This window comes from Algoriphagus sp. AK58, assembly GCF_014324365.1.
Taxonomy (GTDB): Bacteria; Bacteroidota; Bacteroidia; order Cytophagales; family Cyclobacteriaceae; genus Algoriphagus.
The window spans coordinates 164,433-191,048 of sequence record NZ_QEIG01000005.1 but is presented as its reverse complement, the minus strand read 5'-3'; the positions used below and the strand labels follow the sequence as shown (position 1 = coordinate 191,048).

The 26,616-nt window shown below is 42.1% G+C and carries 29 protein-coding genes; 5 read left to right on the top strand and 24 right to left on the bottom strand.

Translation table 11 applies throughout. The annotated features are described in order from the left end of the window. Nucleotides 1-47 precede the first annotated feature (47 nt). The 10 genes from DDT91_RS04560 to DDT91_RS04515 form a co-directional block, all read right to left on the bottom strand. Nucleotides 48-674 (bottom strand): DUF6134 family protein, encoded by a 627-nt coding sequence (locus DDT91_RS04560; protein ID WP_187174954.1) that lies wholly within the window; start codon nt 672-674, stop codon nt 48-50. After that, the gene (gene arsM, locus DDT91_RS04555; RefSeq protein WP_187174953.1) at nt 652-1,623 is read right to left on the bottom strand and encodes an arsenosugar biosynthesis arsenite methyltransferase ArsM; all 972 of its coding nucleotides are present in this window, start codon (nt 1,621-1,623) and stop codon (nt 652-654) included. The genes DDT91_RS04560 and arsM overlap by 23 nt, the downstream gene beginning before the upstream one ends. After that, nucleotides 1,616-2,218: a TIGR04282 family arsenosugar biosynthesis glycosyltransferase gene (locus tag DDT91_RS04550; protein ID WP_187174952.1), complete on the bottom strand. Its 603-nt coding sequence runs from the start codon at nt 2,216-2,218 to the stop codon at nt 1,616-1,618. The genes arsM and DDT91_RS04550 overlap by 8 nt, the downstream gene beginning before the upstream one ends. After that, nucleotides 2,218-3,270 carry an arsenosugar biosynthesis radical SAM (seleno)protein ArsS gene (gene arsS, locus DDT91_RS04545; RefSeq protein ID WP_187174951.1) on the bottom strand — a complete coding sequence of 351 codons (1,053 nt, stop codon included), beginning with the start codon at nt 3,268-3,270 and terminating at the stop codon, nt 2,218-2,220. The genes DDT91_RS04550 and arsS overlap by 1 nt, the downstream gene beginning before the upstream one ends. Further along, nucleotides 3,270-3,602, bottom strand: a complete 333-nt coding sequence (locus tag DDT91_RS04540) for an arsenosugar biosynthesis-associated peroxidase-like protein (RefSeq protein ID WP_187174950.1) — start codon at nt 3,600-3,602, stop codon at nt 3,270-3,272. Before DDT91_RS04540 ends, arsS begins: the two co-directional genes overlap by 1 nt. Before the next feature lie 207 nt (nt 3,603-3,809). Continuing rightward, a complete protein-coding gene (locus DDT91_RS04535) occupies nt 3,810-5,108 on the bottom strand; it encodes a TRAP transporter large permease (RefSeq protein WP_187174949.1) in 1,299 nt (432 codons plus the stop codon). 2 nt (nt 5,109-5,110) lie between these two features. After that, nucleotides 5,111-5,584 carry a TRAP transporter small permease gene (locus tag DDT91_RS04530; RefSeq protein WP_187174948.1) on the bottom strand — a complete coding sequence of 158 codons (474 nt, stop codon included), beginning with the start codon at nt 5,582-5,584 and terminating at the stop codon, nt 5,111-5,113. Further along, on the bottom strand, nt 5,584-6,564 hold the full coding sequence (locus tag DDT91_RS04525) for a TRAP transporter substrate-binding protein (protein WP_187174947.1): 981 nt from the start codon (nt 6,562-6,564) through the stop codon (nt 5,584-5,586). The genes DDT91_RS04530 and DDT91_RS04525 overlap by 1 nt, the downstream gene beginning before the upstream one ends. Nucleotides 6,565-6,566: 2 nt before the next feature. Continuing rightward, nucleotides 6,567-7,235 (bottom strand): bifunctional 4-hydroxy-2-oxoglutarate aldolase/2-dehydro-3-deoxy-phosphogluconate aldolase, encoded by a 669-nt coding sequence (locus tag DDT91_RS04520; protein ID WP_187174946.1) that lies wholly within the window; start codon nt 7,233-7,235, stop codon nt 6,567-6,569. Further along, a complete protein-coding gene (locus DDT91_RS04515) occupies nt 7,235-8,227 on the bottom strand; it encodes a sugar kinase (RefSeq protein ID WP_187174945.1) in 993 nt (330 codons plus the stop codon). Before DDT91_RS04515 ends, DDT91_RS04520 begins: the two co-directional genes overlap by 1 nt. Before the next feature lie 48 nt (nt 8,228-8,275). Here DDT91_RS04515 and DDT91_RS04510 point away from each other — a divergent pair, with 48 nt between their 5' ends. Further along, on the top strand, nt 8,276-9,904 hold the full coding sequence (locus tag DDT91_RS04510) for a UxaA family hydrolase (RefSeq protein WP_187174944.1): 1,629 nt from the start codon (nt 8,276-8,278) through the stop codon (nt 9,902-9,904). Nucleotides 9,905-9,960: 56 nt separating this feature from the next. On the opposite strand, the gene DDT91_RS04505 is transcribed toward DDT91_RS04510, so the two are convergent. After that, nucleotides 9,961-10,617 carry a hypothetical protein gene (locus DDT91_RS04505; RefSeq protein WP_187174943.1) on the bottom strand — a complete coding sequence of 219 codons (657 nt, stop codon included), beginning with the start codon at nt 10,615-10,617 and terminating at the stop codon, nt 9,961-9,963. Nucleotides 10,618-10,756: 139 nt separating this feature from the next. Beyond that, complete coding sequence (locus DDT91_RS04500; RefSeq protein ID WP_187174942.1) at nt 10,757-11,038, bottom strand: DUF1330 domain-containing protein; 282 nt, start codon at nt 11,036-11,038, stop codon at nt 10,757-10,759. Nucleotides 11,039-11,082: 44 nt separating this feature from the next. Between DDT91_RS04500 and DDT91_RS04495 the strand changes: the two genes are divergently transcribed. Then, nucleotides 11,083-12,399: a tagaturonate reductase gene (locus DDT91_RS04495; protein WP_187174941.1), complete on the top strand. Its 1,317-nt coding sequence runs from the start codon at nt 11,083-11,085 to the stop codon at nt 12,397-12,399. Here DDT91_RS04495 and DDT91_RS04490 read toward each other — a convergent pair. The 7 genes from DDT91_RS04490 to DDT91_RS04460 all read right to left on the bottom strand — a co-directional run bounded on the left by DDT91_RS04490 (nt 12,396) and on the right by DDT91_RS04460 (nt 18,828). After that, entirely contained in the window at nt 12,396-13,790 is a 1,395-nt protein-coding gene (locus DDT91_RS04490) for a TolC family protein (RefSeq protein ID WP_187174940.1), read from the bottom strand. The genes DDT91_RS04495 and DDT91_RS04490 overlap by 4 nt on opposite strands. Continuing rightward, nucleotides 13,787-15,142: an HlyD family secretion protein gene (locus tag DDT91_RS04485; protein WP_187174939.1), complete on the bottom strand. Its 1,356-nt coding sequence runs from the start codon at nt 15,140-15,142 to the stop codon at nt 13,787-13,789. Before DDT91_RS04485 ends, DDT91_RS04490 begins: the two co-directional genes overlap by 4 nt. Nucleotides 15,143-15,148: 6 nt before the next feature. After that, nucleotides 15,149-16,846, bottom strand: coding sequence for a peptidase domain-containing ABC transporter (locus DDT91_RS04480; RefSeq protein ID WP_187174938.1), 1,698 nt, complete (start codon nt 16,844-16,846; stop codon nt 15,149-15,151). Then, nucleotides 16,846-17,517, bottom strand: a complete 672-nt coding sequence (locus tag DDT91_RS04475) for a TetR/AcrR family transcriptional regulator (protein ID WP_187174937.1) — start codon at nt 17,515-17,517, stop codon at nt 16,846-16,848. The genes DDT91_RS04480 and DDT91_RS04475 overlap by 1 nt, the downstream gene beginning before the upstream one ends. Nucleotides 17,518-17,621: 104 nt before the next feature. Beyond that, nucleotides 17,622-17,984, bottom strand: a complete 363-nt coding sequence (locus DDT91_RS04470; protein WP_187174936.1) for a DUF2237 family protein — start codon at nt 17,982-17,984, stop codon at nt 17,622-17,624. After that, complete coding sequence (locus DDT91_RS04465) at nt 17,977-18,372, bottom strand: hypothetical protein (protein ID WP_187174935.1); 396 nt, start codon at nt 18,370-18,372, stop codon at nt 17,977-17,979. Before DDT91_RS04465 ends, DDT91_RS04470 begins: the two co-directional genes overlap by 8 nt. Before the next feature lie 84 nt (nt 18,373-18,456). Next, nucleotides 18,457-18,828: a DUF983 domain-containing protein gene (locus tag DDT91_RS04460; protein WP_187174934.1), complete on the bottom strand. Its 372-nt coding sequence runs from the start codon at nt 18,826-18,828 to the stop codon at nt 18,457-18,459. A 125-nt stretch (nt 18,829-18,953) separates the two neighbouring features. Between DDT91_RS04460 and DDT91_RS04455 the strand changes: the two genes are divergently transcribed. Further along, nucleotides 18,954-19,337, top strand: coding sequence for a hypothetical protein (locus tag DDT91_RS04455; RefSeq protein WP_187174933.1), 384 nt, complete (start codon nt 18,954-18,956; stop codon nt 19,335-19,337). A gap of 41 nt (nt 19,338-19,378) precedes the next feature. Next, nucleotides 19,379-20,260 carry an HAEPLYID family protein gene (locus DDT91_RS04450; protein ID WP_187174932.1) on the top strand — a complete coding sequence of 294 codons (882 nt, stop codon included), beginning with the start codon at nt 19,379-19,381 and terminating at the stop codon, nt 20,258-20,260. 23 nt (nt 20,261-20,283) lie between these two features. Here the strand turns inward: DDT91_RS04450 and DDT91_RS04445 are convergent, their stop codons facing one another. Both DDT91_RS04445 and DDT91_RS04440 read right to left on the bottom strand, forming a co-directional pair. After that, nucleotides 20,284-20,487 carry a hypothetical protein gene (locus DDT91_RS04445; RefSeq protein WP_187174931.1) on the bottom strand — a complete coding sequence of 68 codons (204 nt, stop codon included), beginning with the start codon at nt 20,485-20,487 and terminating at the stop codon, nt 20,284-20,286. Beyond that, nucleotides 20,487-21,002 (bottom strand): DUF4920 domain-containing protein, encoded by a 516-nt coding sequence (locus DDT91_RS04440; protein WP_187174930.1) that lies wholly within the window; start codon nt 21,000-21,002, stop codon nt 20,487-20,489. Before DDT91_RS04440 ends, DDT91_RS04445 begins: the two co-directional genes overlap by 1 nt. A gap of 220 nt (nt 21,003-21,222) precedes the next feature. On the opposite strand from DDT91_RS04440, the gene serA reads away from it, so the two are divergent. Beyond that, the gene (gene serA, locus DDT91_RS04435; protein WP_187174929.1) at nt 21,223-23,115 is read left to right on the top strand and encodes a phosphoglycerate dehydrogenase; all 1,893 of its coding nucleotides are present in this window, start codon (nt 21,223-21,225) and stop codon (nt 23,113-23,115) included. A gap of 61 nt (nt 23,116-23,176) precedes the next feature. Here the strand turns inward: serA and rfbB are convergent, their stop codons facing one another. From rfbB to DDT91_RS04420, 3 genes are read right to left on the bottom strand one after another with little or no spacing between them, the layout of a single operon-like run. Beyond that, the gene (gene rfbB, locus DDT91_RS04430; protein WP_187174928.1) at nt 23,177-24,232 is read right to left on the bottom strand and encodes a dTDP-glucose 4,6-dehydratase; all 1,056 of its coding nucleotides are present in this window, start codon (nt 24,230-24,232) and stop codon (nt 23,177-23,179) included. Between the two features lies 1 nt (nt 24,233). Further along, the gene (locus DDT91_RS04425) at nt 24,234-25,286 is read right to left on the bottom strand and encodes an NAD-dependent epimerase (protein WP_187174927.1); all 1,053 of its coding nucleotides are present in this window, start codon (nt 25,284-25,286) and stop codon (nt 24,234-24,236) included. Between the two features lie 39 nt (nt 25,287-25,325). Then, nucleotides 25,326-26,492 carry a glycosyltransferase family 4 protein gene (locus tag DDT91_RS04420; RefSeq protein WP_187174926.1) on the bottom strand — a complete coding sequence of 389 codons (1,167 nt, stop codon included), beginning with the start codon at nt 26,490-26,492 and terminating at the stop codon, nt 25,326-25,328. Nucleotides 26,493-26,616 lie beyond the last annotated feature (124 nt).

Genomic DNA, 26,616 nt, shown 5'->3' with positions numbered 1-26,616 from the left:
TGCGAATTTAGGAATACGAAGTATTCAAAATATTTGCCTTTTATTCCTTATTCAATTCGTTTATAGGTGAAATTTTTAATGTTGTTCTCTTGTTCTACTTTTTGAAGCTTCCCAAATTTGTAAAAATATCTATTCTCATTTCCTGCAATGGTTGTTTGATACACATTGGGTCCTAATTTTTTAACTGTAGTGGCGAGACCGTATACTTCTGAAAGAAATTTCTCCCCTACCTGAAGTTCATCAAAAAACATACGTGTGGAGCACCATTCCGCCAATCCAAAAACAGGATCTTGATTTTCAAATTTGTATGATTTGGCATCGACCACATACTTTTTCCCATCCCAATAAATATAGGAAGCGAAATTGCCTCTGTTGGTATTGGACTTAGAATGGCTCTTTACTAAATATCCATTCAGATACTTGGAATGGGTATTCATGGTCAAATTGACCGTACCAAAAAACCAGAACTTTACCTGGCTTTCTGCTACGTAGTGAACTGTGTCGGCTACTTGATATTTGGAAACGTTCATGTCCCCGATTTTCAATCCTAAAACCTGGATTTCAAATCGGATCACCTCGCTTTTCTCTTGAGAATAAGAAGAAAGGCTGAAGAAAAACAACAGCCCGAAAATCAAGCCGAAAGGCCTAAATTTAACAGCATCCTCCTCCATCATAAAAAAAGGTTGAAGGAGAAATATAAATATCATTTCTACCCAAGGATGCCAATGCAGAAGCTGTTTTATCACACACGGCCAAAGGCTGGTTGTTCAATAAAACATGGCCCTTGTGATCATCAAAGTAATCCTCTTTGCCATAAAAAATTGCTGTTTTTCCAGTAAAAATACACGGACCATCACTAGGCATGGGATCTTTAATAGCGCAGACCTCTATAGAGTCAAGGTGAATGATTTCCTGCGTATCATACTGATTGGGGGCCAAGATTCGGTACGGTCTCTTGGCACGCACTTCAATCGTTCCGAAACCTGCTGCAGTGATCATGTGTAGGTACTCTGCCATGGATAGCGAACCACTCAGACACAAAGCCCTCAAACGCTCATCATTTCGTAGATTTTCTGGCATGGGACTTTCTGTAATCGGGTCACTCAGTACCAACCTGCCATGCGGCCTAAGCACACGATACATTTCTGCCAAGGCTTTTTTCAAATCTTCTTTGGTGAAAATATTGAAAAGGCAGTTTTGAGCCGCTACATCTACCGAGCTATCCTCCAAAGGAAGGGCCAAGGCATTACCTTTTTTCAAAGTGACAAAATCCCGCTTAAACCAAGAATTAGCTTCCTGGGCCAACTTCAGGTTTTGGTCACAGGCTTCCAGCATTTCATCGACCACATCCACACCGATTACACCACTATTTTGTCTGGAGAAATAAGCAAACTGCAATACCTCCATTCCTCCTCCAACACCTACGTAGAGGATTCGTGGATTATTCACCAAATCACGAGGATGGACAGTGCTTCCACAGCCATAGTTCATTTCCTGCATGATCTTGGGAATAGTCAACTCGGGCAATTGCCAAATTGGGGTAGTGGTACAACAAAGTCCCACATCGGGTTGAAGTGCGGCCTTTTTGTAGACATCCATGGTGGTGTCTAAGTAATTACTCATACTTGGGATTTTGGGTAATAAATTTATTCCAGTCTTCTTCCCTATCTATATCACTTAACGTAGGTAAGATACTGTAATTTAAGCCATTTGACTCTGCTTTTTCTAAAGTTCGCGAAAACACGTGGGAAGTACTCCATGGGATCTCCCGAAACAGGAAAAAATGATTGGTTTTCATTCCTAACAAATAGTACCCTCCATCTTTAGCCGGACCTACGACCAAGTCAGTCCGATCCAGTAAATCAAAGGCCTGATCTAAGATTTCAGCCGTTATCTCCGGACAATCCGTGCCGATGATGACTGCCTTATTGTAGCCAAGAGCAAAAACTTCCTCAAAGGCAAGTTTCATCTTTTCGCCAAGATCCTCTCCTTTTTGAATTCGTAAATGATACTTTGGTTCAAAGTGATTTTCCGGAAGAAAGTCTGAAAAAAAAACATAAACCTCAGGAGTGATTTTATTGACTTCCCTAAATGTCTTATCGACTAAAAACTGGTAAATCTGCAGCGTCTTCTCTTCTCCAAGACTTTGTGCCAATCGGGTTTTTACTTTCCCCTTGACAATATTCTTCTGGAAAACGATCAATGCTTCTTTTGCCATTATACAGTCGTACCTCCACAGCTTGAGCCCGCACCTGCAGTACAACCAAAGCAATGATTGTTGATCACGATGGATCTATTGGCTAAGGCAGAAGAATCCCAAGATGAAATATGTTGAGATTTTGGGGCATCTACTTTTAATTCCAACATTTGATTGAAATCACAGTCAAACAGGTAACCGTCCCAACCCACCGAAATGGTGTTTCGGCACATTACCCCTGACGCAGCCACGGGATTGAATGCATCAATCAGCTTTTCCATGTAATTTTCGTAATTGCCTGAACGAAGCAGGTATTCCAAAAATCTGGAAATGGGAAGGTTGGTAATCGTAAACAGAGAGTTGAACTTAATCTGATACCGATCCCAAAGCTTCTTTTTAAACTCAAGCTCCAATTCGTTTTGAGAACCTGGCAAAAAAGCACCCGAGGGATTATACACTAAATTGATGATCAAACCCGAATTCTCCTCACCATAACCTACTGCATTGAGCATTTTAAGTGCTTGAATAGATTTTTCAAAAACACCCTCCCCCCTTTGGGCATCAGTCTTCATTGCCGTGAAATAAGGTAAAGAGGATACTACTTCAATCTTATTGATTTTGAAGAACTCGGGTAAATCATAAAATTTGGGATTGGCCAGAATGATGGTAAGATTACATCTTACGATGATTTTTACATCGGGCCTTAGCCTTCTTATTTCGGTAACAAACCAGCGGAATTCTGGATTCAACTCCGGTGCTCCACCAGTCAGATCTACAGTTGTGATGCTTGTTTCTTTTGCTAGGATCGAGAGACACTGAGTCATCGTTTCCTTAGTCATCACCTCTTTTCGATCCGGGCCGGCATCTACGTGGCAATGCTTGCAGACCTGATTGCACATCTTGCCTACGTTAATCTGGAAAATTTCCAAAGGAGTCGGTCTCAAGGGAAATAACCCAATGGTCTCTAAATGGTGTCGGAAATCGAATTTGCCACCCGGAAGATTCCCCTCAAGAACCTGGATTTCCTCTTCGGGATTAGCCAAACTATGGTTTTGTGCTTTAAGCGATTTCATTACATGGAGATTTCATTGATTTTGTTCATCATTTGGGTAGCATGAACCAAAGATGCTCCTCCCCGTATAGCAGCGGCTACGTGTACTGCCTCCATCATTTGCTCCTCGTCACAGCCTTTTTCCAAGGTATCGGTGGTGTACGCATCAATGCAATAGGGGCACTGAATTGCGTGCGCGACTGCCAAGGCAATTAGGGATTTTTCACGGGCTGTAAGTGCTCCCTCCTTGAATACTTCAGCATAGTAAGCAAAAAACTTATCACCCATTGGCTTTTGGAGATCAGTGATTTTTCCAAATTTCTTGAGGTCTTCAGGATTGTAGTAGGTTTTCATATAGGTGATTTTTTAGGACAAAGTAGAGATAGAAAATTACGTATAGCAACACCTTATAAAAAACTCATGGGGCATTATGTTTAAAGAATAAATCAATCCTTCCTTTAAATGGCTCGGATTGAAGGACTTTGAAAAATTTTTGAACGATCAGGTTTGATCAAAAAAAGAGGCTGCTTCCAAATTCTGGTGAGCAGCCTCTAAAGTCTTTTAAATTAAATCAAATAATCTTGGCAAAATCAACGTGATTTCCGGGAAAATCATAATCAATGCCAAAGCAATAATCATTGCCAAGAAGAATGGCAGGAGAGGCCGGATTACTTGAGTCAAAGAAATTTTTGCTATAGAAACTCCTACGAAAAGTAAGGATCCCACAGGAGGAGTACAGAGGCCTATACACAGATTGACCACCATCATGATTCCGAAATGCACAGGATCTACACCGACTTTGGTCACTACCGGGAGGAAAATCGGAGTAAAAATCAACACGGCAGGTGTGATATCCATGAATACACCCACTCCCAGCAAAATGATATTGATCAAAATGAGAATCACCCATTTATTGTCGCTCACATTGAGCATAAAGTCACTGATCATCTGAGGAATATCCTCAGCAGACATCACCCAGGACATACTCATAGAAGTACCGATCAAAAGCAAAACCACCGCAGTAGTTTCCGATGCGCGCACAAATATTCCCGGCAATTCACTCAGCTTCAATTCCCTGTAGGCAAAGGAAAGAACCAAAGTATATACAACAGCAATGGCTGAAGCTTCGGTGGCTGTAAAAACTCCAGCTACGATTCCTCCAATCACTACGAACAAAAGAAATAAGCTTGGTAATGCTCTCCAAAATGACTTAGCTAAAAAGGAAAAAGATACCATTTCACCTGGAGGAAGATTGTTTTTCCTAATAAAGATTGCTGCACAAACCATCAAGACTAATCCCAGAAGAATCCCAGGAAGATAACCTGCCACAAACAACGCTGCGATAGAAACTCCACCACTCGCCAAGGAATAAATGATCAATACATTGGAAGGAGGAATGATCAGCCCTGTCGTAGATGAGGTGATATTAACTGCGGCACCCAGCGTTTTTGGGTAGCCTTCTTCGTCCATTCTTTTTCCTAAAATACTCCCCAAAGCCGAAGCAGCGGCAGCAGCCGAACCCGCAATAGCTCCAAAAAGCATAGAAGCAATAATATTCACATACAAAAGCCCTCCGGGAAGCCGACCTGTCAGTCCTTTGGCGAAATCAATCAGTCGATTGGCAATTCCGCCTTTGTTCATAATCTCACCTGCCAAGACAAAAAAAGGAATCGCCAGAAGAGCGAAACTATCCAGTCCAGTAGCCAGTCGCTGAGCAATCGTTGTCGCAGAAGGCAAGGCAGCAACCGTAATGATCAGGGTAAAAAAGCTAGAAAGTCCTAAACTCCAAGCGACCGGCACTCCCAAAACCAACAAGGTCACGAAGCTGAGTACCAAAATCAATATACCTATCCACTCCATGGCTATTCCTGATTTTTAATAAGTTGCACAATATGAAAGAGGTGGTAATACACCACCAAAATGCCGGAGACGGGTACAATTCCATAAATCCAAGAAAGAGGAATCTGAAGCGTAGCAGATTTCTGCTGAAGTGTCTGGGTAATGTAAACCAGGTTACCACCTCCCCAAATCATTATTACCGCGCCAAAGAAAATCACCATCGAATGGATAAAAAGTTGGAGATACAGCAGCTTTTTTCCTTTCAGTTTTTCCGGAAGGATATCAATAGCCAAATGCCCGTTTTTTCCGGAGACGTATGCTGCTCCAGCCAGTCCCAACCATATCATACTGTATCTGGAAAGTTCATCAGTAAATGAACTTGGGTCTCCCAAAACATATCTTGAGAAAACTTGCCAGGTCACATTGATTACCATCAGTCCCATTAGGACTGCAATGAGCACGCTTATGGATTTGTCGAGTAGTAATTTGATCTTCATTACCGGGTATTTTGGATTCGTTCGATCAAGGTGGCAAGTTGAGGCTGCTCTTTTTTAACAAGCTCATAAACAGACTGAACCTGATTCAAAAAAGGTTCTTTTGATGGATAGCTTATCTCTACACCTGCTTTTTCCACTTCTCGCATGGATTCCTCAACAGATGCTTTCCAAAGTTCTGCTTGGTACACAGCCGATTCATCTGCAGCCTCTTGAAGCCACTGCTGTTCTTCGGGAGTGAGATCTTCCCACACTTTTGTACTTACCAATACTACATCAGGCACAGCGGTATGCTCATCTATGGAATAATATTTACACACCTCATAGTGTCTGGAATTGTAAAAGCTTGGAGGATTGTTTTCGGCCGCATCTACAATCCCTTGCTGCAAGGCGGTATACAGCTCACCATATGCTACAGGAGTAGGAGATCCTCCCATTCCACGAATCATATTAATCGCCATTTTGGACTCCTGCACACGAATTTTCAATCCGGCTAAGTCTGCCGGAGTTTCTATAGGTTTGTTTTTACTGTAAAAACTCCTTTTTCCGGCATCATAAAAGCAAAGACCCCGAAGCCAGAATTTCTCACAACTCAGCAAAATTTCCTTCCCGATTTCCCCATAGAGAACCTTGGAAATATGCTCATCATCCCTAAAAAGGAAAGGCAATCCAAACACACTGATTTCCGGAGAAAAAGCCTCAAGAGATGCTGCGGAGACCTTAGTCATTCCCAAACTTCCGATCTGCAAAAGCTCCAAAAGCTCTCTCTCGGTTCCCAATTGCTGATTAGGATACACTTTAACTTTAATTCGCCCTCCTGATTTTTCTTCCAATCGCTCAGCAAGGAAAACCATGGCATTGTGGACGGGATGGGCTACCACCTGGGCATGGCCCATTTTGATAATTTTGATACGGGAGTCGGACTGACATCCTCCATAAAGGAAAAGAATGATCAATCCAAGGAACAAGTTAAGGTTACGCATCTTCAGGGTTTATTGTCTCTTATCGAGTCGATGATGTTCATGGCATTTTTGACTGAATCCTGAATTTCCGCAAAAGCCCGCTTTGCAATCAGGTCTTTGCGGAAAAGCTGAGACCCCATACCTACACAGAGCACTCCAGCGTCAAACCAAGCTTTCAAGCTCTCCGCTGTCGGCTCTACTCCACCAGTTGGAATGATCTCGATTTTTGGCATCACGGCGTGTACGGCGGGGACAAAGTCAGGTGTCAGAATGTTAGCAGGATAGATCTTTACCAGCTCAGAACCAAGTTCCTGAGCAAAAAAAACTTCGGAAACGGTTCCGCAGCCAGGGATCCAAGGCACCTCTACTTTTGCACAATATTCACCCAGTTTGGGATTCATCACCGGAGCTACAATAAACTCCGCCCCCATATCGATAAACTCCTCTGCTTCATGAGGATGATAGATGGTTCCCGCCCCCAGATAAAGGCCCGGCATCCGGTCAGCAGCTTCTCTGATTTTTGGAAAAATGGATTTGGCTTCTTTTCCACGATTGACCATCTCGATCACACGTACTCCACCCTCATAGGCAGAAAACAAAAGATCCAGGCAGACTTGCTTATCGGGGTGAAAAAAGATGGGCATCATGCCACCGGCATGCATACGCTGGATAAATGGGGTTGGATTTCTCATTATCGTTTGATTTTTCCGCCGCCTTCGCCAGCGGCCAATTCTTTCACTTCTTGAAGGGAACAAAGCAATATATCACCCGGTACACTATGCTTGATGGCACCCGCAGCCATTGCAAACTCAATGGCATCCTTAGGCTTCATTTGCAATAGCCCATAGATCAATCCTCCTCCAAAGGCATCTCCGGTACCCACCCGATCTACAATATGAGTCAGTTCATAGGACCTGGAAGAATAAGTCTTTTTCTTACCGAATAGAGTAGCGGAAATGGTATTGTTGGAAGAGCTGTGGGATATCCTGTCCGTTTTCACGATATACTCCAACTGAGGATAGCGATCAAAAGCCATGTTTCTCACTTCAGTAAAGCTCTTGTAGTCCTCGTTCAGACATTGTTTAAAATCCCTTGTACCCGCAATGATCACATGGGTGAGTTCCATTAATTTGGGCATGATCTCGTGTGGGGCCTTTCCAAATTGCCAAAGATTACTCCGGAAATTTAGATCTCCGCTGACTTTTACACCTTTTTCATTGGCTTTTTCCAGAGCTTTCAGCGTCATATCTGCACAATTTTGGGATAAAGCCGGTGTAATACCCGACCAGTGCAACCAGTCCGCACCTTCCAAGATAGCGTCCCAATCCAACTTGGAACCGTCAAAATTGGCAAAGGCGGAACCTGCCCTGTCGTAGATCACCTGTGAACTCCGCTGCATGGCACCCTGCTCAAGGTAGTACACACCCATTCTTCCGGGGATATGGGGTATAAATCGGGTATCTATACCATTTTTACGAAGTTGCCCTGAGGCTGCCCAGCCTATCTCATGGTCAGGAAAAGCTGTGATATGTACCACATGCATTCCCCAATAAGCAAGGGCAGCACCCACATTTGCTTCTGATCCACCAAATTCGACATCGAAAGAATGAGTTTGGAAAAAACGCTGATTTCCGGGAGGAGAAAGTCTCAGCATGACTTCCCCAATGGTGACAATTTTCTTCATGGAAGAATATTTTTTTCTCTAATTTGACCAAAATAAGGAATAAAAACGATGAACAATACCTCGCTTCTTTTGGATACTTCGGACAATGTAGGAGTGGCACTTACCGATCTCAATGCCGGTGAAAAAGTAAGATTACAAGATCATGAGCTTGATATTCAGGAGTTTGTACCTGCCAAACATAAGTTTGCACTCCGGGATTTTTCAAAGGGTGAAGATATCATCATGTATGGAACCGTAGTGGGAGAAGCCACACAGTCTATACCCAAAGGACATGCTATCACGCTTCAAAATATCAAGCATAAAACCCGCTCCTACAAGCTGAATGCAGGCCAATACGAATGGAAAGAACCGGATGTAAGCTCTTGGAAAAGCCGTAGCTTTATGGGATATAGAAGGTCTGATAATCAAGTAGGTACAGCAAATTATTGGTTGGTTTTACCGATGGTTTTTTGTGAAAACACCAATGTAAAACTGCTCCAGGAAGCCTTTGAAAATGCCTTGGGATTTACCCAGCCCAATCCCTATGAAGTCCAGATCAAAAACCTGATTAATGGCCTTAAAAGTGAAAAATCTACGGAAACGGTTGCGCAAAAAGTAGAACCCGAAGGGTCCAAAATCTTCCCAAATCTGGATGGAATCCGGTTCCTCACCCATTCCATGGGCTGCGGAGGAACACGTCAGGATGCGGATTCTCTCTGTGGGCTTTTGGCTGGATATATTCATCATCCCAATGTAGCCGGAGCCACAGTACTAAGCTTGGGCTGTCAAAATGCTGAGGTAAGGATTTTGAAGGAAAAATTGGAAAGACTCAACTGCACCAAACCTCTGGTGATCGTGGAACAACAGCAGGAAGGAACTACCGATGCATTAATTTCAAAAGCCATCAAAGAAACCTTCGAGGGATTGGTTCAAGCCAATCAAACCACACGAGAACCGGTATCGCTTGACAAGCTGGTCATAGGATTGGAGTGTGGCGGTTCGGATGGTTTTTCGGGTATTTCTGCCAACCCTACTCTTGGCAGAGTTTCTGATCTGATCGTTGCCCTTGGAGGTGTGGCTATACTTTCCGAATTCCCAGAACTCTGCGGTGCTGAGCAAAACCTCATCAACCGATGCGAAAGTCCCGAATTGGCAGAAAAATTTGTTCATCTAATGGAAACCTACAATGAAGCTGCCAAACGGGTCGGCAGCGGATTTGATATGAATCCAAGCCCGGGAAATATTAAAGACGGACTGTTGACTGATGCAATAAAATCTTGCGGAGCAGCCAAAAAGGGGGGAACAGCACCAATTTCAGACGTTTTGGATTACACAGAATATGTGAAAACGCCAGGACTTAACTTACTATGTACCCCAGGAAATGATGTAGAAAGCACGACGGGACTAGCCGGTAGCGGGGCAAACATAATCCTGTTTACCACCGGACTGGGGACCCCTACCGGAAACCCGATTAGCCCCGTGATCAAAGTATCCACCAATACCAAAATGGCCACTAAAATGCCTGATATCATCGATTTCAATACAGGAACTATTATCACAGGAGAAGACACTATCGAAACTGCCGGGGACAAGCTGCTGGATTATATCATCGAAGTGGCTAGTGGTCGAGTAAAAACCAAAGCTGAAGAAAAACGGAACTTTGATTTCCTCCCTTGGAAAAGAGGGGTATCCCTATAAATGAAAAGAGCGGGCCTAAAAATCAGGTCCGCTCTTCCTACTTTAATTAAGGGTGATTAAAATAAAATTGTTGCTCTCAGCGTAGTTTCTCCTTTGCCATCTCCGGGATTAAAAAATCCATTTACTTTTCCAGATCCAGAAGCTGTTGCAAATATTCCTGTTCCGCCAATGATCTCTACATCTGCCACGAAATTGATTCTGGTTTCAGAGACCGGATTGGTCACATTTAAGATGTTTTTGAAATAGATGGTATTTCCTTTTCCATCCGTTGTAAGGGAGCTTACATCATCTGGAACGTTGGTAATTCCCAGTGCCTCTAATTTTTCAGCATGAAACATGGTGACAGGAGCACCGACAGTCACGGGCCCTTGTTCACTCAAAAAAGCTCTTTGATTGATGAAAGAATATGCTTTTCCGATATACGTTGCATTACCTACACCTGTCCCTGGATACCAAGCAGGAAATGGTAACTCCGGTGTAAACCCAGCTGCAAAGTCAGGGATTAACTGCAACTGATTGGAAAATTTCTCCTGATAGGCTACCCCATTGGGGCTTTTTCTCAGGTTTTCTCCTCCAAGGTCTGCCTCAACCGTATTTTCGACAGCACTCGGCACCTCATTGACTACAGGAGCCTCTATCTCCTGCACACAGGAAGACAAGACAAGCGTGATAATCAAGCTTAGGCCTGACCAAGTTAAATAGATCTTTTTCATTGAATTTTTTGGTTTGGGTGATTGATTTTTATTGACATTGATTTAACAAAACTAAGAATGTGAAATGGGGGTGATAAGTAGCAACTTTCGCTCAACACAATCATTTTTGTATTTCAAACCAATAAAAATGCCAAAAATATCAACCGACAATAAAAAAGTTTGCTTTTGAGGCTTTTTCTCGAATTTTCTTAGCTTTTTGATAATTCTCAGAATTGTACCATTCCAAGGCTTTCTCCCTATTGGGAAATTCCAATAAAACCAAGCGGTCATGCTTCCACTCTCCTTCCAAAGCCTCGACCGGTAAGCCACGGATGACGAATTTTCCTCCAAATGGCTCAAGGCTTCCCGGTGTCAATTTTTTGTATTCTTCATAAACTTCCATATTGTGGATATCTACTTCCACCAAGATATAAGCTGGCATAACGTACTAAGATTTGTTTGTCCAAACTCAGTAATTATTTCGACATGAAAAACAACTCTATTCAAATTCTCCAATTCGGAACTGGAAATTTCCTCCGGGCTTTTATAGAACCCATGGTCCAGGATTTAATAGAAAAGGATATTCATCTGAATATCTGCATGATACAAAGTACCGGAGGAAAAACACTTGAAAATCTCAAAAAGCAAAATTTTGAATACCATGTACTCACAGCCGGTTTGGAAAATGGAGAAAAAGTGGAACAAATCAGAAAAATCACCTGCATAAAAGATGGGCTAATCCTTCCTGATGATTCGGACAAGTTCTTCAGCTTCGCCTCAATTCCAGAAGTAAAATGGATCATTTCCAATGTCACCGAAGCCGGAATGATCTGGAAAACTGAAGGAAATTTTCAAGAATTTGCGGAATCCTTTGCGGGAAGATTGACTCAATGGCTTTTTCGAAGATTTGAATCTTTACCAGAGGCTGAGACGGTGATTTTACCCTGTGAACTTCTGCCTGAAAACGGAAATATCCTCAAATCCTACGTTCTGAAACATGCCGAAAACTGGAATCAGAGTAGAGATTTTTCAGACTGGATAAACAGAAAATGCAGATTCTTCAACTCTTTGGTCGATAGGATTGTACCTGGATTCCCTCATCATTTAAATTTAAAGGAAAAGGAAACAGATTCTTTTATTGTCCAAACAGAGCCTTATTGCTTTTGGGCAATCGAAGGAAATGAAGAGGATCGGAAGTACCTTCCTTTTTTGGGAAGCAAAGCAGAAGTGTTGCTTACGGAGACGATTGATTTTTATTCTCTTAGGAAAATACGGATCCTAAACGGCCTTCACACCTTTATGACTGGGAAAGGTTTGCTCAAGGGATTTGAAACTGTAGGGGAATATGTCAACCAACCTGAGAATCTGGAGGAACTTCATTCGCTATTGGAAACCGAAATTTTCCCAACGCTCCACGCACCTGTCGAAGAGTTGAGAAAATATGCAGCTCAGGTAATCGACAGGTTTAGGAATCCATTTGTATCTCACAAACTGGCAGATATTTCACTCAATTCCACAGCAAAATTCAAGAGTAGATTAGCTCCTATTTTCCATGCTTATCTTGAAAAAAACAAAACCCTGCCTCCTATTGCAACTCGGGGATTAGTGGGTTTAATCCTGTTTTATCTTAGATTTCCTGAGAAAGTTAAAGACACTCAAGAAGTAACAGACTTCTATTCCTCCATTCCCAAAGAACTATCTGAAGCGTATCAAGTGATATTTGCAAGCTCAAAACTTTTTGGACTTACGGACCATCAAGTGATCCAAAAAGCATGTCAAGATTTATTACCTAAGAGAGATTAATTCTCCTCAAATCCCAATCCTGCAGCAAAACGGGTTTTTGCGTAGGACACCCGAAGCTTAGAAGCTAGGTCGTTCAGAGTCAATCGGGAGTCAAATACAGCTACTTCTCTGGCATTGACCAAGAAGAGAGAACTTTCCCCGATCTCGAATCTACGGGTCTCCCCAGTGAGAAGGGCTTCTAAGCTTTTTACATTTTGAGAAATGGTATGGACCTGTTGGTTCAAAACAGTCCAATTGTTGAGCTCGGATTCCAACTTGGTGATCAATTGAAGCTCCTTCAGGTCCCTTGAGGTCTGTTTCATTTCGATTTTGGCATTGGCAAGCCCAACGGCCCCTCGGGTTTTTCTCAACAGAAGCGGGGTATAAAAAGATACTCCCCACTTATAATTGTTTTCAAAAAAGGGAGAGGGATTAAAATTTGAAGTCGATTCAGAAAGAAAATTATACTTCAATTTCACCACCGGTAAGAGTTGTTGAGTCTTTAGTCTTTTGTCTACATCCAAACTGGCAATTTCATAGTCCGTCAACCGGAGCTCAGGATGTCGCAAAACCAAAGTTCTTAATTCCTGTGCATCAGGAGCCAAATTAAATTCCTCAAAAAGCCCTTGAGGTTTTACCTCAGGATCAAGCTCCATAGGATTCCCTTCCCCATCCCAAAGGAATGTATTGAGCTCTTGAGTAGTAGCAAAGAAGGTGTTTTCAGCAATTTGAAGCCTATACTGTCTATTGAGCAGTTGTGTGAAAGCTTCCACGGTATCAATTGCTGCTTGATCTCCCTGTTCGAAAAATCTTTTCACTGCATTGAACCGAAACTTTGCCAGTTCAACCCCTTCTTTCAACACCAACATGTTTTCATGGGCCAATGCCCAACGCCAATACATATCCGTAGCCTGGAGATTGAGTTGGTTCAATAAGTTGGTTCGCTCCACTTCGGTGGCTTGCTGATAAATTTGTGCTTTTCTCAAAGCGGCTCGGCGGTCGTCAAGGATCAGACCTTGCCCCAGATTTACCGCCGCTCCCGCCGAAAGAAGCCCCTCTGTGGGAACGTTGCTTTCTGAATTCAGAAATTTCCCTGTGTTTTGTTCAAACGTACCATTGAGCTCCACTCCCATCCAAGTGGGTACCACAATTCCCGCTTCTCTTTTATCATAATAGGTTGACTCTTTGTACTCTTTCTTGTCCAAATTGCCATAAACCAAAGGATCAAATCCCCCTCGAGCCTGTCTGACCTCCATTTGACCCATTCTCAAGTTAATTTCAGCTTGCACTGCAATGGGATGATAGAGCCTTACCCACTCCATGTACTCCTCAAAGTTCAATTTTAAGGAATCCTGAGCTTTGACTGAAAGCGAGACAAAAGCAATCAATATGATGATAAATCCTTTTTTCATTTTTTAGCGGAAGCTGTTTTCTCCTTTTCCTCGGAAGAGTAATAATCGGCTGGGAATCCATTGAGCTGACGCCAGATTTCATACCAAACTGGTACATCATTGAGTAGGGCGATTCCGTCAGCACCGGAACCGATTCTCAATAAATCCGGCCATGCATCTTCCTCAGGATCTTCGGTAACCAAGACTCGATACTGATTATTGGGACCGGCAAACTGATCAATCGCCACTACCACACCACCAAATGTACCATTGGAGATTTGAGGCCAACCGGAGAATACGATTGCTGGCCAGCCATCGAAAATAAACCGAACCCTGTTTCCCACCTTGATCAAAGGCAAATCGACAGGCTGAACATACATTTCCACCGCAAGTTCTGCTTCGGCGGGTACTATATTCACGATCTCCGCGCCTTCCTTAATGGTCTCACCGATTCCGACTTGAATAGCCTTGGCTATGTATCCGTTTTGAGGGGCAAGAATGTATCGGTATCGAGTCCGTTGCTCGTAATTTGAATATTGATTTTCAAGTTTGGTCACGGTCGCCTCTGCATCAAATTGGGAGGACATGGCCGTATACATATCGGATTCAGCTTTAGCGAGCTTATCCTTGAATTCATTGTCGATGGCATCTAGGTCAATTCTGGCCGTAATGAGCTCATTTTTACTGCTAAGCAATTTGTTTTCGGAACTAACCAGTTTGGCCTGAACTTCCTGAAACTTCAGTCTTCGACCTTCCAGGACAGTCAATGAATTGAGCCCCTCTTTGAAAAGCTGCTCTGCTCGATCCAGCTGATATTTTCCGATGTCATAATTGACTTTCGCCTGCTCAAACTCTATACTGTCAGATTGTACCTTTAGCTGGGCAATCCGAAGTTTATTGTCTGCCTGTTGCAATTTCAGGATGTTGTTTCTCCTAAGTGCTGCAATCTGGTCCTGAAGTGCAGATACTTTTTCGCCATAAGATTTGGCAGATAGAGATTTGGCCTCCACCTGCTGTTGGGTTCGGGGTAAAAGCAAAGAATCAAAGTATTCGTCTTTCACCTCGGAAATTCTAAGGATAGTATCCCCGGCAGCGACATAGTCTCCTTCTGCGACATACCACTTTTCGATTCTTCCCGCAATGATGGAATGGACAGTTTGAGGTCTTTGATCGGGTCGCAATGCAGTTACATACCCCTTAGACCTGATATTCTGCGTCCAAGGCAAAAAGAGCATGATGAAAACCGAGATCAATACTCCTGTCAGAATTCTCAGCCTCCTCTGACTCTCTTTTCTGGGAAGAGTCATGACCAAGCTTTTGGCACCGCTGAAAGGAATTGAGTCCTTAATCGTATTGGATGATATGTTCAACATGGCCTCTTATTTTTTGAATTTTTTAAAATCTTCGTATTTCCCCTGAAACACCAGTTTACCTTTATCCATCAGGATTATTTCATCGGCTTTTTGCAGCACCTTTTCGTCGTCAGATACCATCAGCAATGTCCACTGACCTTTCATGATGTAATCAATCACCTTCTCCTGAATTTGAGGATCTACATACCGGAGCACATTTTCCATAATCAAGGCTTTGGGCATCCCTACTAATCCTCTGGCCAAAAGGATCTGATGTGCCAAAGTTTTGGACAAACCTTTTCCTTCAGGTTGGAGCATGGTATCAAGTCCGGCTGGTTGCTGGTAGATATAATCATTTAATCCTACGAGGTTCAGTATATACTCCACCTGACTCTGGTCATAATCTCTGCCCATTAGGATATTTTCTTTGATAGTCCCATGAAATATCTGCTGTAGCTCCAGAAAATCTCCGACCATCGCTCTGAATTTCTCCAGATTGATGTATTCAAGGGATAAGTCATTGACCAAGACCTTTCCTTCATATTCTTCATACAATCCAGAAAAAAGCGCCATCATGGCACTTTTCCCACTTCCACTTTGTCCTGTGACCACAACTTTCTTACCTGGATCGATAGTCAAGGAAACCCCATTCAAAATTGGCGCTGGAGAATCTGCTGGCTGAAAAACCACATCCTGTAAGGAAAATTTTAATCCTTCAGGTTTGGACTGGACGATCTTTTCATTTGGACCATGATGTTCTAATTCCAAATCCATGACATGCCCAAGTTTTTCTACCGAAACCAAGGTATCGTAAACCGTCTCCAGAGAGAGAATAAGTTTTTCGACAGAGTTTACAACCAAAACAATGATGACTTCAGCCGCCACAAACTGACCAATTGAAATCTGATCATTAATCAATAACAAGCTGCCTGCCAACAATAAACTTGTCACAATCAAGACCTTAAACACAATCATCACCTTGTATTGAAAGATGAGAACACTAAAGTGCTTGGACCTGAATTCTACATATTTCTGAATCAGCTTGTCTGCCCTAAGGATTGGAAGTCGGGTATTTCCAACAAGTTTGAAGGAATTGAGCGTTCTCCCCACCTCTTCGAGCCAATAGGCTGTCTGGTATTTGTAAGAGGATTCCTTGAGGGCGGTCTCCATACCTTGTGGAGCAGTGAAATAAAAAATCAAGGACAAAATCCCGATTAACACTATTCCAAAAAGAATAAACGTAGGATGATATACCGAAAGAAGCAACAATCCGAAGATCACCTGAAGCAACGCAGCCGAGAAATCAATCAGAATTTTTGCCATTCCTTTTTGAAGATTGACTGTATCAAAAAACCGATTGACGATCTCAGGTCCATATTCTCCATGGAGAATCTCTGTTTTCACTCTCGGCAGTCGATAAGCAATGGACAGACCTGACTTGGAAAAAATGCGCTGCTGCAACTTTTCCATAATCTGGAGCTGAGAGATCTGGAGAAAACCTCCAAAAATTACCCCTAACGCTACTATAACCACAAGAATTACCCAAGAAGTGGTGATCCTACCCCCTAGAATAAAGTTCAAAATTGCCTGAATCCCAAGTGGTAAGGAAAGGGTTATCAATCCATTTAGAATTGCGTAAAAATAGATGGCATATACTTGATTCTTCTCCTCTTTCAGGAGACCGAAAAACCTTTTGGCCGGTGTTAAACCTGATGTGCTTTGCATTATGATATGGCTTTGGTCACAAGTTGGTGGAAAAACTGATATCGATCCCCAGTATTAGGCTTTGCTTCGGTCATTCCTGGCAAATGCTGGGAATTAAAGGACTGTAAGAGACTGGATTCCATGATAGTAGAAACCAGTGTTTTTGGAAAAAGGTAATCCGGATTAATTTCCTTGATGATGGAGGCGATTCGCTCGCTAAACTTATAGACCTGAGAGAAAATCCCCGACTCGTGCTCATCATCCACCTCTTTGGTAAGATAACCTTTAATGGACTCATTGACCACTATGTTTCGGAGAGAATCAGGATCTAAAAAATCGTTTTGACGGTAAATTGGTCCATCTACCATCAACCGAAGGGCTACAGAAAGCCTTTCTTCGGGATTGATCAAATTGACCGTTGCAAAAACCAGATTATGTTCTAACCAAGCCCAATACCAAGCATTTAGATATAATAACAGCTTGTGCTTATTTTCAAAGTATCGATAAATTGCCGCTTCAGTGCTTCCAATCTGATTTGCTAACTTCTTAAACGTAAACTGCTCCATTCCCAAGTCCTGAATCATCCGGGAACCTTCCCGAACGATCATCACACCAAGCTCAGAACTGAAGGGCTCTTTAAGGTAGAGGTTGGAGCTCACCTCCACTCGGATTTTTTTTAGAATTGATTCCATGCTTTCAGGATGTACAAAACATCCTTCTAAACGGGTAATACTTTCAAAAAGTTTGCAATTCTTTTATTATTGTTAGTAATAATAACAATAAGTTTATTTTAATATCATCCCCTCCAAGCCTTGGAAATCAAATCCTTAATGGATACAAACTCCAATGTCCTCTCATGAGTAGCCTCCAACACAACCAATGGAGCTACTCCTTCCCTAAATGCCTCCAACCATCTCAATACACAGAGGCACCATTTATCACCTGGATTTAACCCGGGAAATTCATATTCTGGCCTCGGAGTGATCAAATAATTTCCACGACTTTTCGAAAACTCCAAAAACTCTGAAGTAACTACCGCACAAACGGTGTGAGTTCCAAAATCCAATGCCCCAGTCTCACAACAACCTGTCCGAAAAAAGCCTGTGATCGGATTGAGACTACAGGGAATCAATGGTTCTCCAAAAACATTTTTATCCATAAATCCGAGGATTTTTACCAATCCAAAATGCCCAAAAAATCATGAAAGGATGAATAAGAATCAACCTTAGCCAGCCGATCCATTCAGGAACACAAAGCCCATCCTCCACACAGGAGCCTATTTGAATGAAATAAACATGAGAAGGAATAAAAGCCAGAAGGAGCAGTATGATTCCCCATGCCGCCCTTTTTCTGGTGGGAAAATATAGAATTCCCATACCTAATAAGATCTCCGTAATGCCTGCAATAATATTAATTAGCTCAGGCTGGGAAAAGAAGGGGGGAATCAGCGGCAAATAAAAATCCGGAGCAATAAAATGGTTGATTCCTGCCGCTGTGTAGAAATAAGCCATCCCATGAATGATGACCTTTTTTTGCCAAACTTTCATTTAAATCCATCGATTGATCTCGATGCAAAAGATAGTACTTATCTGCGATGAGAACCGAAACTTGGATCTAAAAAAAAGCCAGCGTTAAAATCCTCGGAATTTCAACTTACCAACTCCATATTGATAAAGTGTCTTGGAATATCGAAGCATGGCCGGTAAAAGAAAAATATTAAGCACGACCACAGTTGTCAAATACATCCATAGCTCTGGCTCCTCGACCAATACGGTCACTGCAACCAAGGAAGTAATGACCAAAGCAACTGAAAAAGCATAGCTGATGTACATGGCTCCATCATAAAATCCAGGTTCAGGGATCAGATTTACCCCACAGACTTCGCAGTGTTTGTTAGTTGCCGAAAGCTTTCGATAACTGAAAGGTGCAACCGGAAAAAGGTTTCCCTCTCTACAATGTGGACATTTCGCTTTAGCTATGGCTAATCCTAAACTCTTTGACATATACACCTGATTTTTCTTTGAATTTACGAGGATTCGAATACCAGAAATTGTGACCTGAGTTACCCAACCTCCCCGTTTAATGTTTTTTTAGAAACTCGATTTCACCTAATTCGTACCTTTGAGGCATGAGAGTGGCAAAAAATAACAGTTTACTTTCCGGGTTCCGTTCTGGCTACCTCGGTAAACTATTGTTTATTCTTGTCACTTTAAACTTTATCAACCTGTGTGTTAATTTTTCCGAAAAAAAGCAGGAATTGGAAGATCCTGTTGACACCATCTCAGAAATGGTCTTTGAATGGGGCATGGAAGGAGATTCGGATATCATTCCTGATAACGGCACAGAACAGGAGGATCAAAATCTTAAGACTTTGAAACTGATCTGCTCTCCGGATTTTTTTATTACCTGGATCATTGGGTCTCCCATTTTAATCCAAAAACCTTCGGATAAAACAGATTTATTACCCTCGATTTTTCTATCACGGGGAACCCCACCCCCTGATGTTTGCTGATTTAATCTTCCAAAAATCAGTACAAAATCAATCAATCATTTATGAAAAACTACATTTTCGTAGCCTTTTGGCTATGGACATTCATTTCATTTGGCCAAACAGAGCAAGACAGTATCAGAAGCCAAAGACAACAATTGGATAGCCTTTTTTTAGAGGAAATAGAGAACGCTGGTCCCTTAAAAAAACCAAAAGTTCTTCATGCCGAACCCCTTTACATTGACCTGATCCGCGATCTGGGAGCCAGAAAAGGCGAAAAAGAATGGAATGTGGCAATGGGAATGCAGGATAAAAGAAGATTTGACGAATTCCATGCACTCATTGAATACGAATGGGCTCCAGTGGATAGGCTGGGATTTGAAGTGGAGCTTCCATTCAGTTTTTACTCCTTTAGGAACGGAAGCAGAGAAACCCAAGCCCCTTCAAATAGACTTGAGTCACTCAAACTTGCTTCTCAGTTTACCTTCTTGGTTTCGGAGAAAAGAAATGTATCACTTGCATTAGGCTATATCCACGAATTTGAACTTGTGGACCTAAACAGACTCGGAAAGGAGCAAGCATGGAGAGGAAATATTTTCAATCCATTCTTGGTTGCTGCCAAACGCTGGGGCAGCAATTACCATACTCTGATCTACACTGGACCAAGAATCATTAAGGAGTTTGACCACAAAAGTACTGTTCCCTTTCAAATCAACCTGAATTTTCATTACATGGTGACTGGAACCCGGAACTTTATCGGTTTAGAAGTCAATCAGGAAATCCATGGAGGAGAGGTTCTTTCAACACTACGACCCCAAATGAGGCTTGGTCTTGCTGAAAATCTTATGGTTGGAATTGTTTCGGCCATCCCACTCCGTCAACCCAATGCCGGGCTTGGATCATTTTTGAGAATAATCTATGAGCCTGGTTTTCGGGCAATTCATTAAAAAAGGGGCTTGATGCCCCTTTTTTATCTTATTTCTTCCAAATCGTAATCCTTCCCTTTCCCCCACTGGAGTAATTCTTGCAAGGTGTAAAATTCCAAAGTATCCAAATCCTTCACTTTGAAATTCTCCCCAGAAATCCGGGACATGATCTCGATTTTTCGAACCTCACCCTGATTGACCAACTTGTATATCCTCCCCACTCTCAGGTTGTCCAATGCTATCGCCATTATGCTTTAGGTTTGATCACCACTCCGGTAGCCTCGAAGGTAATTTCCTTTTTGGGTTCGGTTATAGCTTCCACTTCTTCTTTTGATTTCCCTTGATCCTCCGCAAAGTGTCTGAGCGTTTCCACATCGGTCTCGGATAGAGTTGCTACACCTTCCATGACGATGGGGAAACCCTGGGAATTAGTCGGTATAAAAAACCCGTAATCTTTGAAGGTCACACGCATGGATTCTCCGTTTGGTAGTTCCATCGCAAACCAACAGCCTTTTTTGGTACAGACTTCTTTGATTTCACCCGAAATTTTTCCTGAGAAAGAACCCTCAGCCTCTACTTTTGCTACCATTTCACCCGTGCTCAGCACTTCATTATCTTCAATAAGGTCCCCATAGTTGCCGGGAACTACTTCGGCCTCCCCTACTACTTCATAGGTGGTTTTTTGAGAACCTTCAGTGTTTTTTTGGCAGGATGCGGACAACCCTAATATGGCTGTAAGGATAACCAAGCTTGTGATTTTCATAGTTTGCTTTGTTTAGACTCAAAAATAAGCCAAAAACCAGTACAGTGAAAAATCTCTACATTCAAACCTCCTTCTTCTTTGAAGATTTTTTGGTTTCAAGGATAGTTTTTTGAAATTTATTAATTCAAGAAAAGTTTTTGATTAATTCCATCAATAAATCTTCGGATTTTTTAACAATCCTGTAATTTTACAATCTCGATGACCTATTGACCCTGCATTTATGCCTTACACCAAAAAATTCATTATCGATTTTGACAGTACGTTTACCCAAGTGGAAGCCTTGGATATATTAGGAGAAATCAGCTTAAAAAGTGACCCTGACCAAGAATCCAAGCTTCAAGCTATCAAAGATATTACGGATAAAGGAATGGAAGGGACAATTACCTTTAGGGAAAGTCTCGAACAAAGACTAAACATACTCCAAGCCAATCGGTCTCAAATTGCAGAATTGATTGAACGTTTGAGGCAGAAAGTATCCAAGTCCTTTGAACGAAACAAGGAATGGTTAAAAGACAATGGCAAGGATGTTTACATTATTTCCAACGGTTTCAAGGATTTCATTATCCCCATTGTTGGTGAATATGGAATTCAAAAAGAAAATGTTTTTGCAAACGACTTTGTCTATGACGAAAACGGAAAAATCATTGACTTTAACCGTGATAATCCCTTATCCAAAAACAACGGGAAAGCAGAGACCATTCGAAACGTCAATTTAGAAGGGGAAATTTTCGTAATTGGGGATGGTTATACTGACTATGAAATCAAAGCCTCCGGTCTGGCCAATAAGTTTTATGCCTTCACTGAAAATGTACACCGGCCAAGGGTTACCAGCCAGGCTGACCACATTGCTCCTAGTTTTGACGAAATTTTATACATCAACAAATTGAATACTAAATTTTCTTATCCCAAAAGCCGGATCAAGGTACTGCTTCTGGAGAATGTTCATCCTATAGGGGTAGAATTGCTGAAAGAAGAAGGCTATCAAGTCGAGGTTGCAACCGGCGCAATGAGCGAAGATGAACTTTGCGAAAAAATCAAAAACATCTCCATTTTAGGTATTCGATCCAAAACAAACGTGACCAAAAAGGTTTTGGAAAATGCCAACCGATTGCTTGCTATAGGCGCATTCTGTATCGGAACCAATCAAATCGATTTGGAGGAATGTCAGAAGAGAGGAATAGCTGTTTTCAATGCTCCTTTCTCCAACACAAGATCTGTTGTGGAAATGGCCATAGCTGAGATTATTTTCCTAATGAGAAGATTTCAAGATAAATCCGTTGGAATGCACCAGGGCAAATGGGATAAATCTGCTACCGGTTCCTTCGAGATTCGGGGTAAAAAGCTTGGAATCGTAGGTTACGGAAATATTGGTGCACAGCTTTCGGTATTGGCGGAAAACATGGGAATGAATGTCTTCTATTATGACGTCATCGAAAAGTTAGCTTTGGGCAATGCAACTAAACTGAGCTCCTTGGATGAACTTCTAAGTACCTGCGATGTCATTTCTCTCCATGTGGATGGCAGGAAAGAAAACAAATGCTTGATTGACCGGGAAAAAATCAACAAGATGAAGCCCGGTGCCATCTTGGTAAACCTTAGTCGCGGTCATGTGGTAGATATTCCAGCACTTAGAGAAGCAATACTCTCCGGTCATTTGGCCGGCTGTGCAGTGGATGTTTTCCCTGAGGAGCCAAAAAACAACAAGGAGCCGTTTGAATCAGAACTCAAGGGATTACCCAATACGATTTTGACGCCTCACATCGGAGGAAGTACCCTGGAGGCCCAGGAAAACATTGCCCGTTTTGTACCTAGCAAAATCATGGAATACATCAACACCGGCAATACGTATAACTCGGTCAATTTCCCTAATATCCAGTTGCCTTTCCTTAAAGACGCTCACAGACTGATTCACATCCATCACAACGAACCCGGAGTTTTGGCAAAAATCAACCAAGTATTGGCAGGCTACAACATCAATATTGTAGGACAATACCTAAAAACCAACGAAAAGATCGGTTATGTGATCACAGATATTGACAAGGTCTATGAAGCAGATGCGATCGAGGCATTGAAAAATATCCCGGGAACTATCCGGTTCAGAACTCTTTACTGATTAAAAAAACTTCACTAAAAAGAAAGCCCCAAGAGTGACGATTCTCGGGGCTTTTGCCATTTTATGCATTTCCGTAATGCTCTTTGTAATAATCCTGATACGCTCCCGACGTGACATGATTAAGCCACTCTTCGTTTTGGAGATACCAATCTATCGTAATGTCTATCCCTTCTTCAAACTGCAGGCTTGGTTCCCAGCCTAATTCTTTTTGGATTTTGGTTGCATCAATCGCATAGCGCAGGTCGTGGCCTGCACGATCCTGAACAAAGGTGATCAGCTTCTCCGATGTACCTGATTCTCTGCCGAGCTTTTCATCCATCTTTTTACATAGCAGCCTCACGATATCAATGTTTTTCCATTCATTGAATCCACCGATGTTGTAAGTCTCTCCCGCCTTCCCTTTATGAAATACGGTATCTATGGCCCTCGCATGATCCTTTACAAACAGCCAATCCCTTACATTTTCACCTTTTCCATAAACAGGAAGTGGCTTCATGTTTTTAATATTATTGATGCAAAGAGGAATCAATTTCTCAGGAAAGTGATTCGGACCATAATTATTGGAGCAGTTGGACACCACAGTCTTCATTTTGTAGGTGTTGGCATAGGCTCTCACAAAATGATCAGAGGCAGCCTTGGAAGCTGAATAAGGAGACTGAGGATCGTAAGGGGTTGTTTCTACAAAAAAGCCCCCCTCATGCAGTGAACCATAAACCTCATCAGTGGAAACATGATAAAACAAGTGTTGATCCAATTGCCCAGCCCAGGCTTTTTTAGCTGCATTCAACAAATTCACCGTACCAAAAACATTGGTTTTGACGAAAGCCAAAGGATCTGTGATCGAACGGTCCACATGAGACTCAGCAGCCAAATGAATTACGTCGGTAATGCCATGTTTTTCAAAAATAATATCCAAAGCATCTGCGTCTTGAATATCTGCTTTTTCAAACACATAGTTTGGATAATGCTCGACTTCCTTCAGGTTTTCGAGATTTCCAGCATAGGTGAGGGCATCCAGGTTGATGATTTTATATTCTGGATATTTAGTAACAAAAAGATTGACTACATGGCTTCCTATAAAGCCAGCCCCACCTGTTATTAAAATAGTTTTTGACATCTTATTTCTTATAATAACTTAAATACCAATCTGTAAATGCTTTTACTCCATCTTCAATAGAAGTATCCGGTTTATACCCCGTATCTCTCACCAAATCTTCTACATCTGCATGAGAGGCAGGAACATCACCCGGTTGTAAAGGAAGCATTTCCATTTTTGCTTGTTTACCCAGCCCCTTTTCCACCGCATGAATGTAGTCCATCAGCAAAACAGGAGATGAATTACCGATATTGTAAATTTTGTAAGGCACTTTGGAGCTTCCGGGATCGGGGGCTTGGGGATTAAAATCAGGATTTGGTTTTGCCGGTCTATCGGCGACTTTTATGACACCTTTGACAATATCATCGATGAAGGTAAAATCACGCTTCATTTTCCCATAGTTGAATACCTTGATTGGCTCGCCTTTCAATATGGCTTCAGTAAAGAGAAAAAGTGCCATATCAGGCCTACCCCATGGTCCATAGACCGTGAAAAACCGCAAACCTGTAGTAGGGACTCCAAACAAATGACTGTAGGTATGAGCCATGAGCTCATTTGACTTTTTTGATGCCGCATACAAAGAAATCGGGTGGTCTACCGAATCCGAAGTAGAAAAAGGCATCTTTTCATTGGATCCATACACCGAGCTGGAAGAGGCATAAACCAAGTGCTTTACCGGATGAAAACGGCAACATTCCAGAATATTTAGGAATGCAGAAATATTGCTTTGAATATAGACCTCAGGATGAGTCAGAGAATACCGGACCCCAGCCTGAGCAGCAAGGTGAATGACAACATCAAATTTTTCTTGCTCAAAAAGTCTCATCAAGGGTTCTTTTTCAGCCAAATCGAGCTGGATAAATCGATAATTGTCCAAAGTTTCAGATTGAACCAACTTACCCAATTGAATTGATGACCTTAAAATCCCATGTTGACCCAGTCTGTCAAATTTCAGATTTACATCGTAGTAGTCATTGATGACATCCAAACCAACCACCTCATCCCCACGGTCTATTAAGTATTTTGCTACATGGAAACCTATAAATCCGGCAGTACCGGTCACGAGGTATTTCATAAAGAAAAGTTCAGGATTTGATCTAAGCCCAAATATATACTATTCCACCATTTCAGCGGCCTTCAAGAGGCGCTTGTAATTATTAAAAATTTCCTGATGAATCTTTTTTCGATCGTAATGCTCCAAAATTAAATTGTAGAGATTGTCTGCATATTGGGCCATCTTTTCCCTCTTCACATACGCAAATTCAAGTGCTTCTTTTAATACTGAAGCTTCTTTCACCGGAAAAATCAATCCGGTTTTTTGTTGTGATATGAGATCGGTATTCCCGATGATATCAGAGCAAATCACGGGAACATTCATGGCACCGGCTTCCAGAAGGACATTCGGAAAACCCTCCCTGTGCGAAGGATGAACCAATACATCCGCTAAAGCCAAATAATGAGAAACATGATCGCTCCAGTCAATCTGTACGATTTTGGGATGCTCCCGAATAGTTTGGATAGTTTCTTGAGAAAGAGGATTCAGTTCTTGTTCAAACGCTCCCAAAAGAACCAATTTGGACATGCTCACAATCTTGGAATTGACAAAGGCTGAAACCAATTCTTCAATCCCTTTATCTTTTACCAATCGACCGACTGCCAAAATTATAAAGTCATCCTCCCCGGGCATAATACGCATGGTAGCAGCTACGAGATGATTTTCTTTAAGAGATTCCCGTCTAAATCTCTCCAAATCCACTCCATTGGAAGAACCTTTTCCGATCAGTCTTAGCTTTGCCTCATTAGTTAGGCCTTGGTTCAACACAAATTTGTATAGGCCCTGAGAATTGGGCCAGACTTCTGTAGCATTGGCATAGGTCCATTTTTCGGCGCTTTCGAGAAGTGTCTTTTTTCCTCCTTCGGCAGCCATGGCGGGAATACCGGCTAAGGTGTGAATCCTGATTTTAACCCCGGCAAGATTAGCTGCAATCATTCCCAAAAGTCCTGCCTTAGGAGTATGGGAATGAACGATGTCTGGTTTTTCTCTTCTGAAAAGATTGTAAAGCTGCCAGATACATTTCAAGTCCTGGAATGGGGTGATTTTCCGGGTAAAGGGAATTACCTCATGACGAACTCCTTCATTTTTCACTACCTGAGACACCTCTCTACCATCCGAACTCACCATGATCACCTCCCACCCCTGCGCTTTCATAAACTTCATCTGTCCAGCAAGTAAAAGTTTGAGGGAAAGCGGAACAGTTGTAATTCGAATCAGTTTGGGCATTTATTAAGGGTTCAGAACCAACAAAGGTAAAATTTTCAGAGCAGAAGTCTTATTCAAAAACAAGGCATAGGCCAAAAAGACTTGAACTTTTAAAAAAGCATGCGGAATCCCATCTAATTCCACC

Bases quoted from the DNA above. Each gene is read 5' to 3' on its own strand.
- DDT91_RS04560 (WP_187174954.1), bottom strand. From the start codon at position 674: ATGATGGAGGAGGATGCTGTTAAATTTAGGCCTTTCGGCTTGATTTTC.
- arsM (WP_187174953.1), bottom strand. From the start codon at position 1,623: ATGAGTAATTACTTAGACACCACCATGGATGTCTACAAAAAGGCCGCA.
- DDT91_RS04550 (WP_187174952.1), bottom strand. From the start codon at position 2,218: ATGGCAAAAGAAGCATTGATCGTTTTCCAGAAGAATATTGTCAAGGGG.
- arsS (WP_187174951.1), bottom strand. From the start codon at position 3,270: ATGAAATCGCTTAAAGCACAAAACCATAGTTTGGCTAATCCCGAAGAG.
- DDT91_RS04540 (WP_187174950.1), bottom strand. From the start codon at position 3,602: ATGAAAACCTACTACAATCCTGAAGACCTCAAGAAATTTGGAAAAATC.
- DDT91_RS04535 (WP_187174949.1), bottom strand. From the start codon at position 5,108: ATGGAGTGGATAGGTATATTGATTTTGGTACTCAGCTTCGTGACCTTG.
- DDT91_RS04530 (WP_187174948.1), bottom strand. From the start codon at position 5,584: ATGAAGATCAAATTACTACTCGACAAATCCATAAGCGTGCTCATTGCA.
- DDT91_RS04525 (WP_187174947.1), bottom strand. From the start codon at position 6,564: ATGCGTAACCTTAACTTGTTCCTTGGATTGATCATTCTTTTCCTTTAT.
- DDT91_RS04520 (WP_187174946.1), bottom strand. From the start codon at position 7,235: ATGAGAAATCCAACCCCATTTATCCAGCGTATGCATGCCGGTGGCATG.
- DDT91_RS04515 (WP_187174945.1), bottom strand. From the start codon at position 8,227: ATGAAGAAAATTGTCACCATTGGGGAAGTCATGCTGAGACTTTCTCCT.
- DDT91_RS04510 (WP_187174944.1), top strand. From the start codon at position 8,276: ATGAACAATACCTCGCTTCTTTTGGATACTTCGGACAATGTAGGAGTG.
- DDT91_RS04505 (WP_187174943.1), bottom strand. From the start codon at position 10,617: ATGAAAAAGATCTATTTAACTTGGTCAGGCCTAAGCTTGATTATCACG.
- DDT91_RS04500 (WP_187174942.1), bottom strand. From the start codon at position 11,038: ATGCCAGCTTATATCTTGGTGGAAGTAGATATCCACAATATGGAAGTT.
- DDT91_RS04495 (WP_187174941.1), top strand. From the start codon at position 11,083: ATGAAAAACAACTCTATTCAAATTCTCCAATTCGGAACTGGAAATTTC.
- DDT91_RS04490 (WP_187174940.1), bottom strand. From the start codon at position 13,790: ATGAAAAAAGGATTTATCATCATATTGATTGCTTTTGTCTCGCTTTCA.
- DDT91_RS04485 (WP_187174939.1), bottom strand. From the start codon at position 15,142: ATGTTGAACATATCATCCAATACGATTAAGGACTCAATTCCTTTCAGC.
- DDT91_RS04480 (WP_187174938.1), bottom strand. From the start codon at position 16,846: ATGCAAAGCACATCAGGTTTAACACCGGCCAAAAGGTTTTTCGGTCTC.
- DDT91_RS04475 (WP_187174937.1), bottom strand. From the start codon at position 17,517: ATGGAATCAATTCTAAAAAAAATCCGAGTGGAGGTGAGCTCCAACCTC.
- DDT91_RS04470 (WP_187174936.1), bottom strand. From the start codon at position 17,984: ATGGATAAAAATGTTTTTGGAGAACCATTGATTCCCTGTAGTCTCAAT.
- DDT91_RS04465 (WP_187174935.1), bottom strand. From the start codon at position 18,372: ATGAAAGTTTGGCAAAAAAAGGTCATCATTCATGGGATGGCTTATTTC.
- DDT91_RS04460 (WP_187174934.1), bottom strand. From the start codon at position 18,828: ATGTCAAAGAGTTTAGGATTAGCCATAGCTAAAGCGAAATGTCCACAT.
- DDT91_RS04455 (WP_187174933.1), top strand. From the start codon at position 18,954: ATGAGAGTGGCAAAAAATAACAGTTTACTTTCCGGGTTCCGTTCTGGC.
- DDT91_RS04450 (WP_187174932.1), top strand. From the start codon at position 19,379: ATGAAAAACTACATTTTCGTAGCCTTTTGGCTATGGACATTCATTTCA.
- DDT91_RS04445 (WP_187174931.1), bottom strand. From the start codon at position 20,487: ATGGCGATAGCATTGGACAACCTGAGAGTGGGGAGGATATACAAGTTG.
- DDT91_RS04440 (WP_187174930.1), bottom strand. From the start codon at position 21,002: ATGAAAATCACAAGCTTGGTTATCCTTACAGCCATATTAGGGTTGTCC.
- serA (WP_187174929.1), top strand. From the start codon at position 21,223: ATGCCTTACACCAAAAAATTCATTATCGATTTTGACAGTACGTTTACC.
- rfbB (WP_187174928.1), bottom strand. From the start codon at position 24,232: ATGTCAAAAACTATTTTAATAACAGGTGGGGCTGGCTTTATAGGAAGC.
- DDT91_RS04425 (WP_187174927.1), bottom strand. From the start codon at position 25,286: ATGAAATACCTCGTGACCGGTACTGCCGGATTTATAGGTTTCCATGTA.
- DDT91_RS04420 (WP_187174926.1), bottom strand. From the start codon at position 26,492: ATGCCCAAACTGATTCGAATTACAACTGTTCCGCTTTCCCTCAAACTT.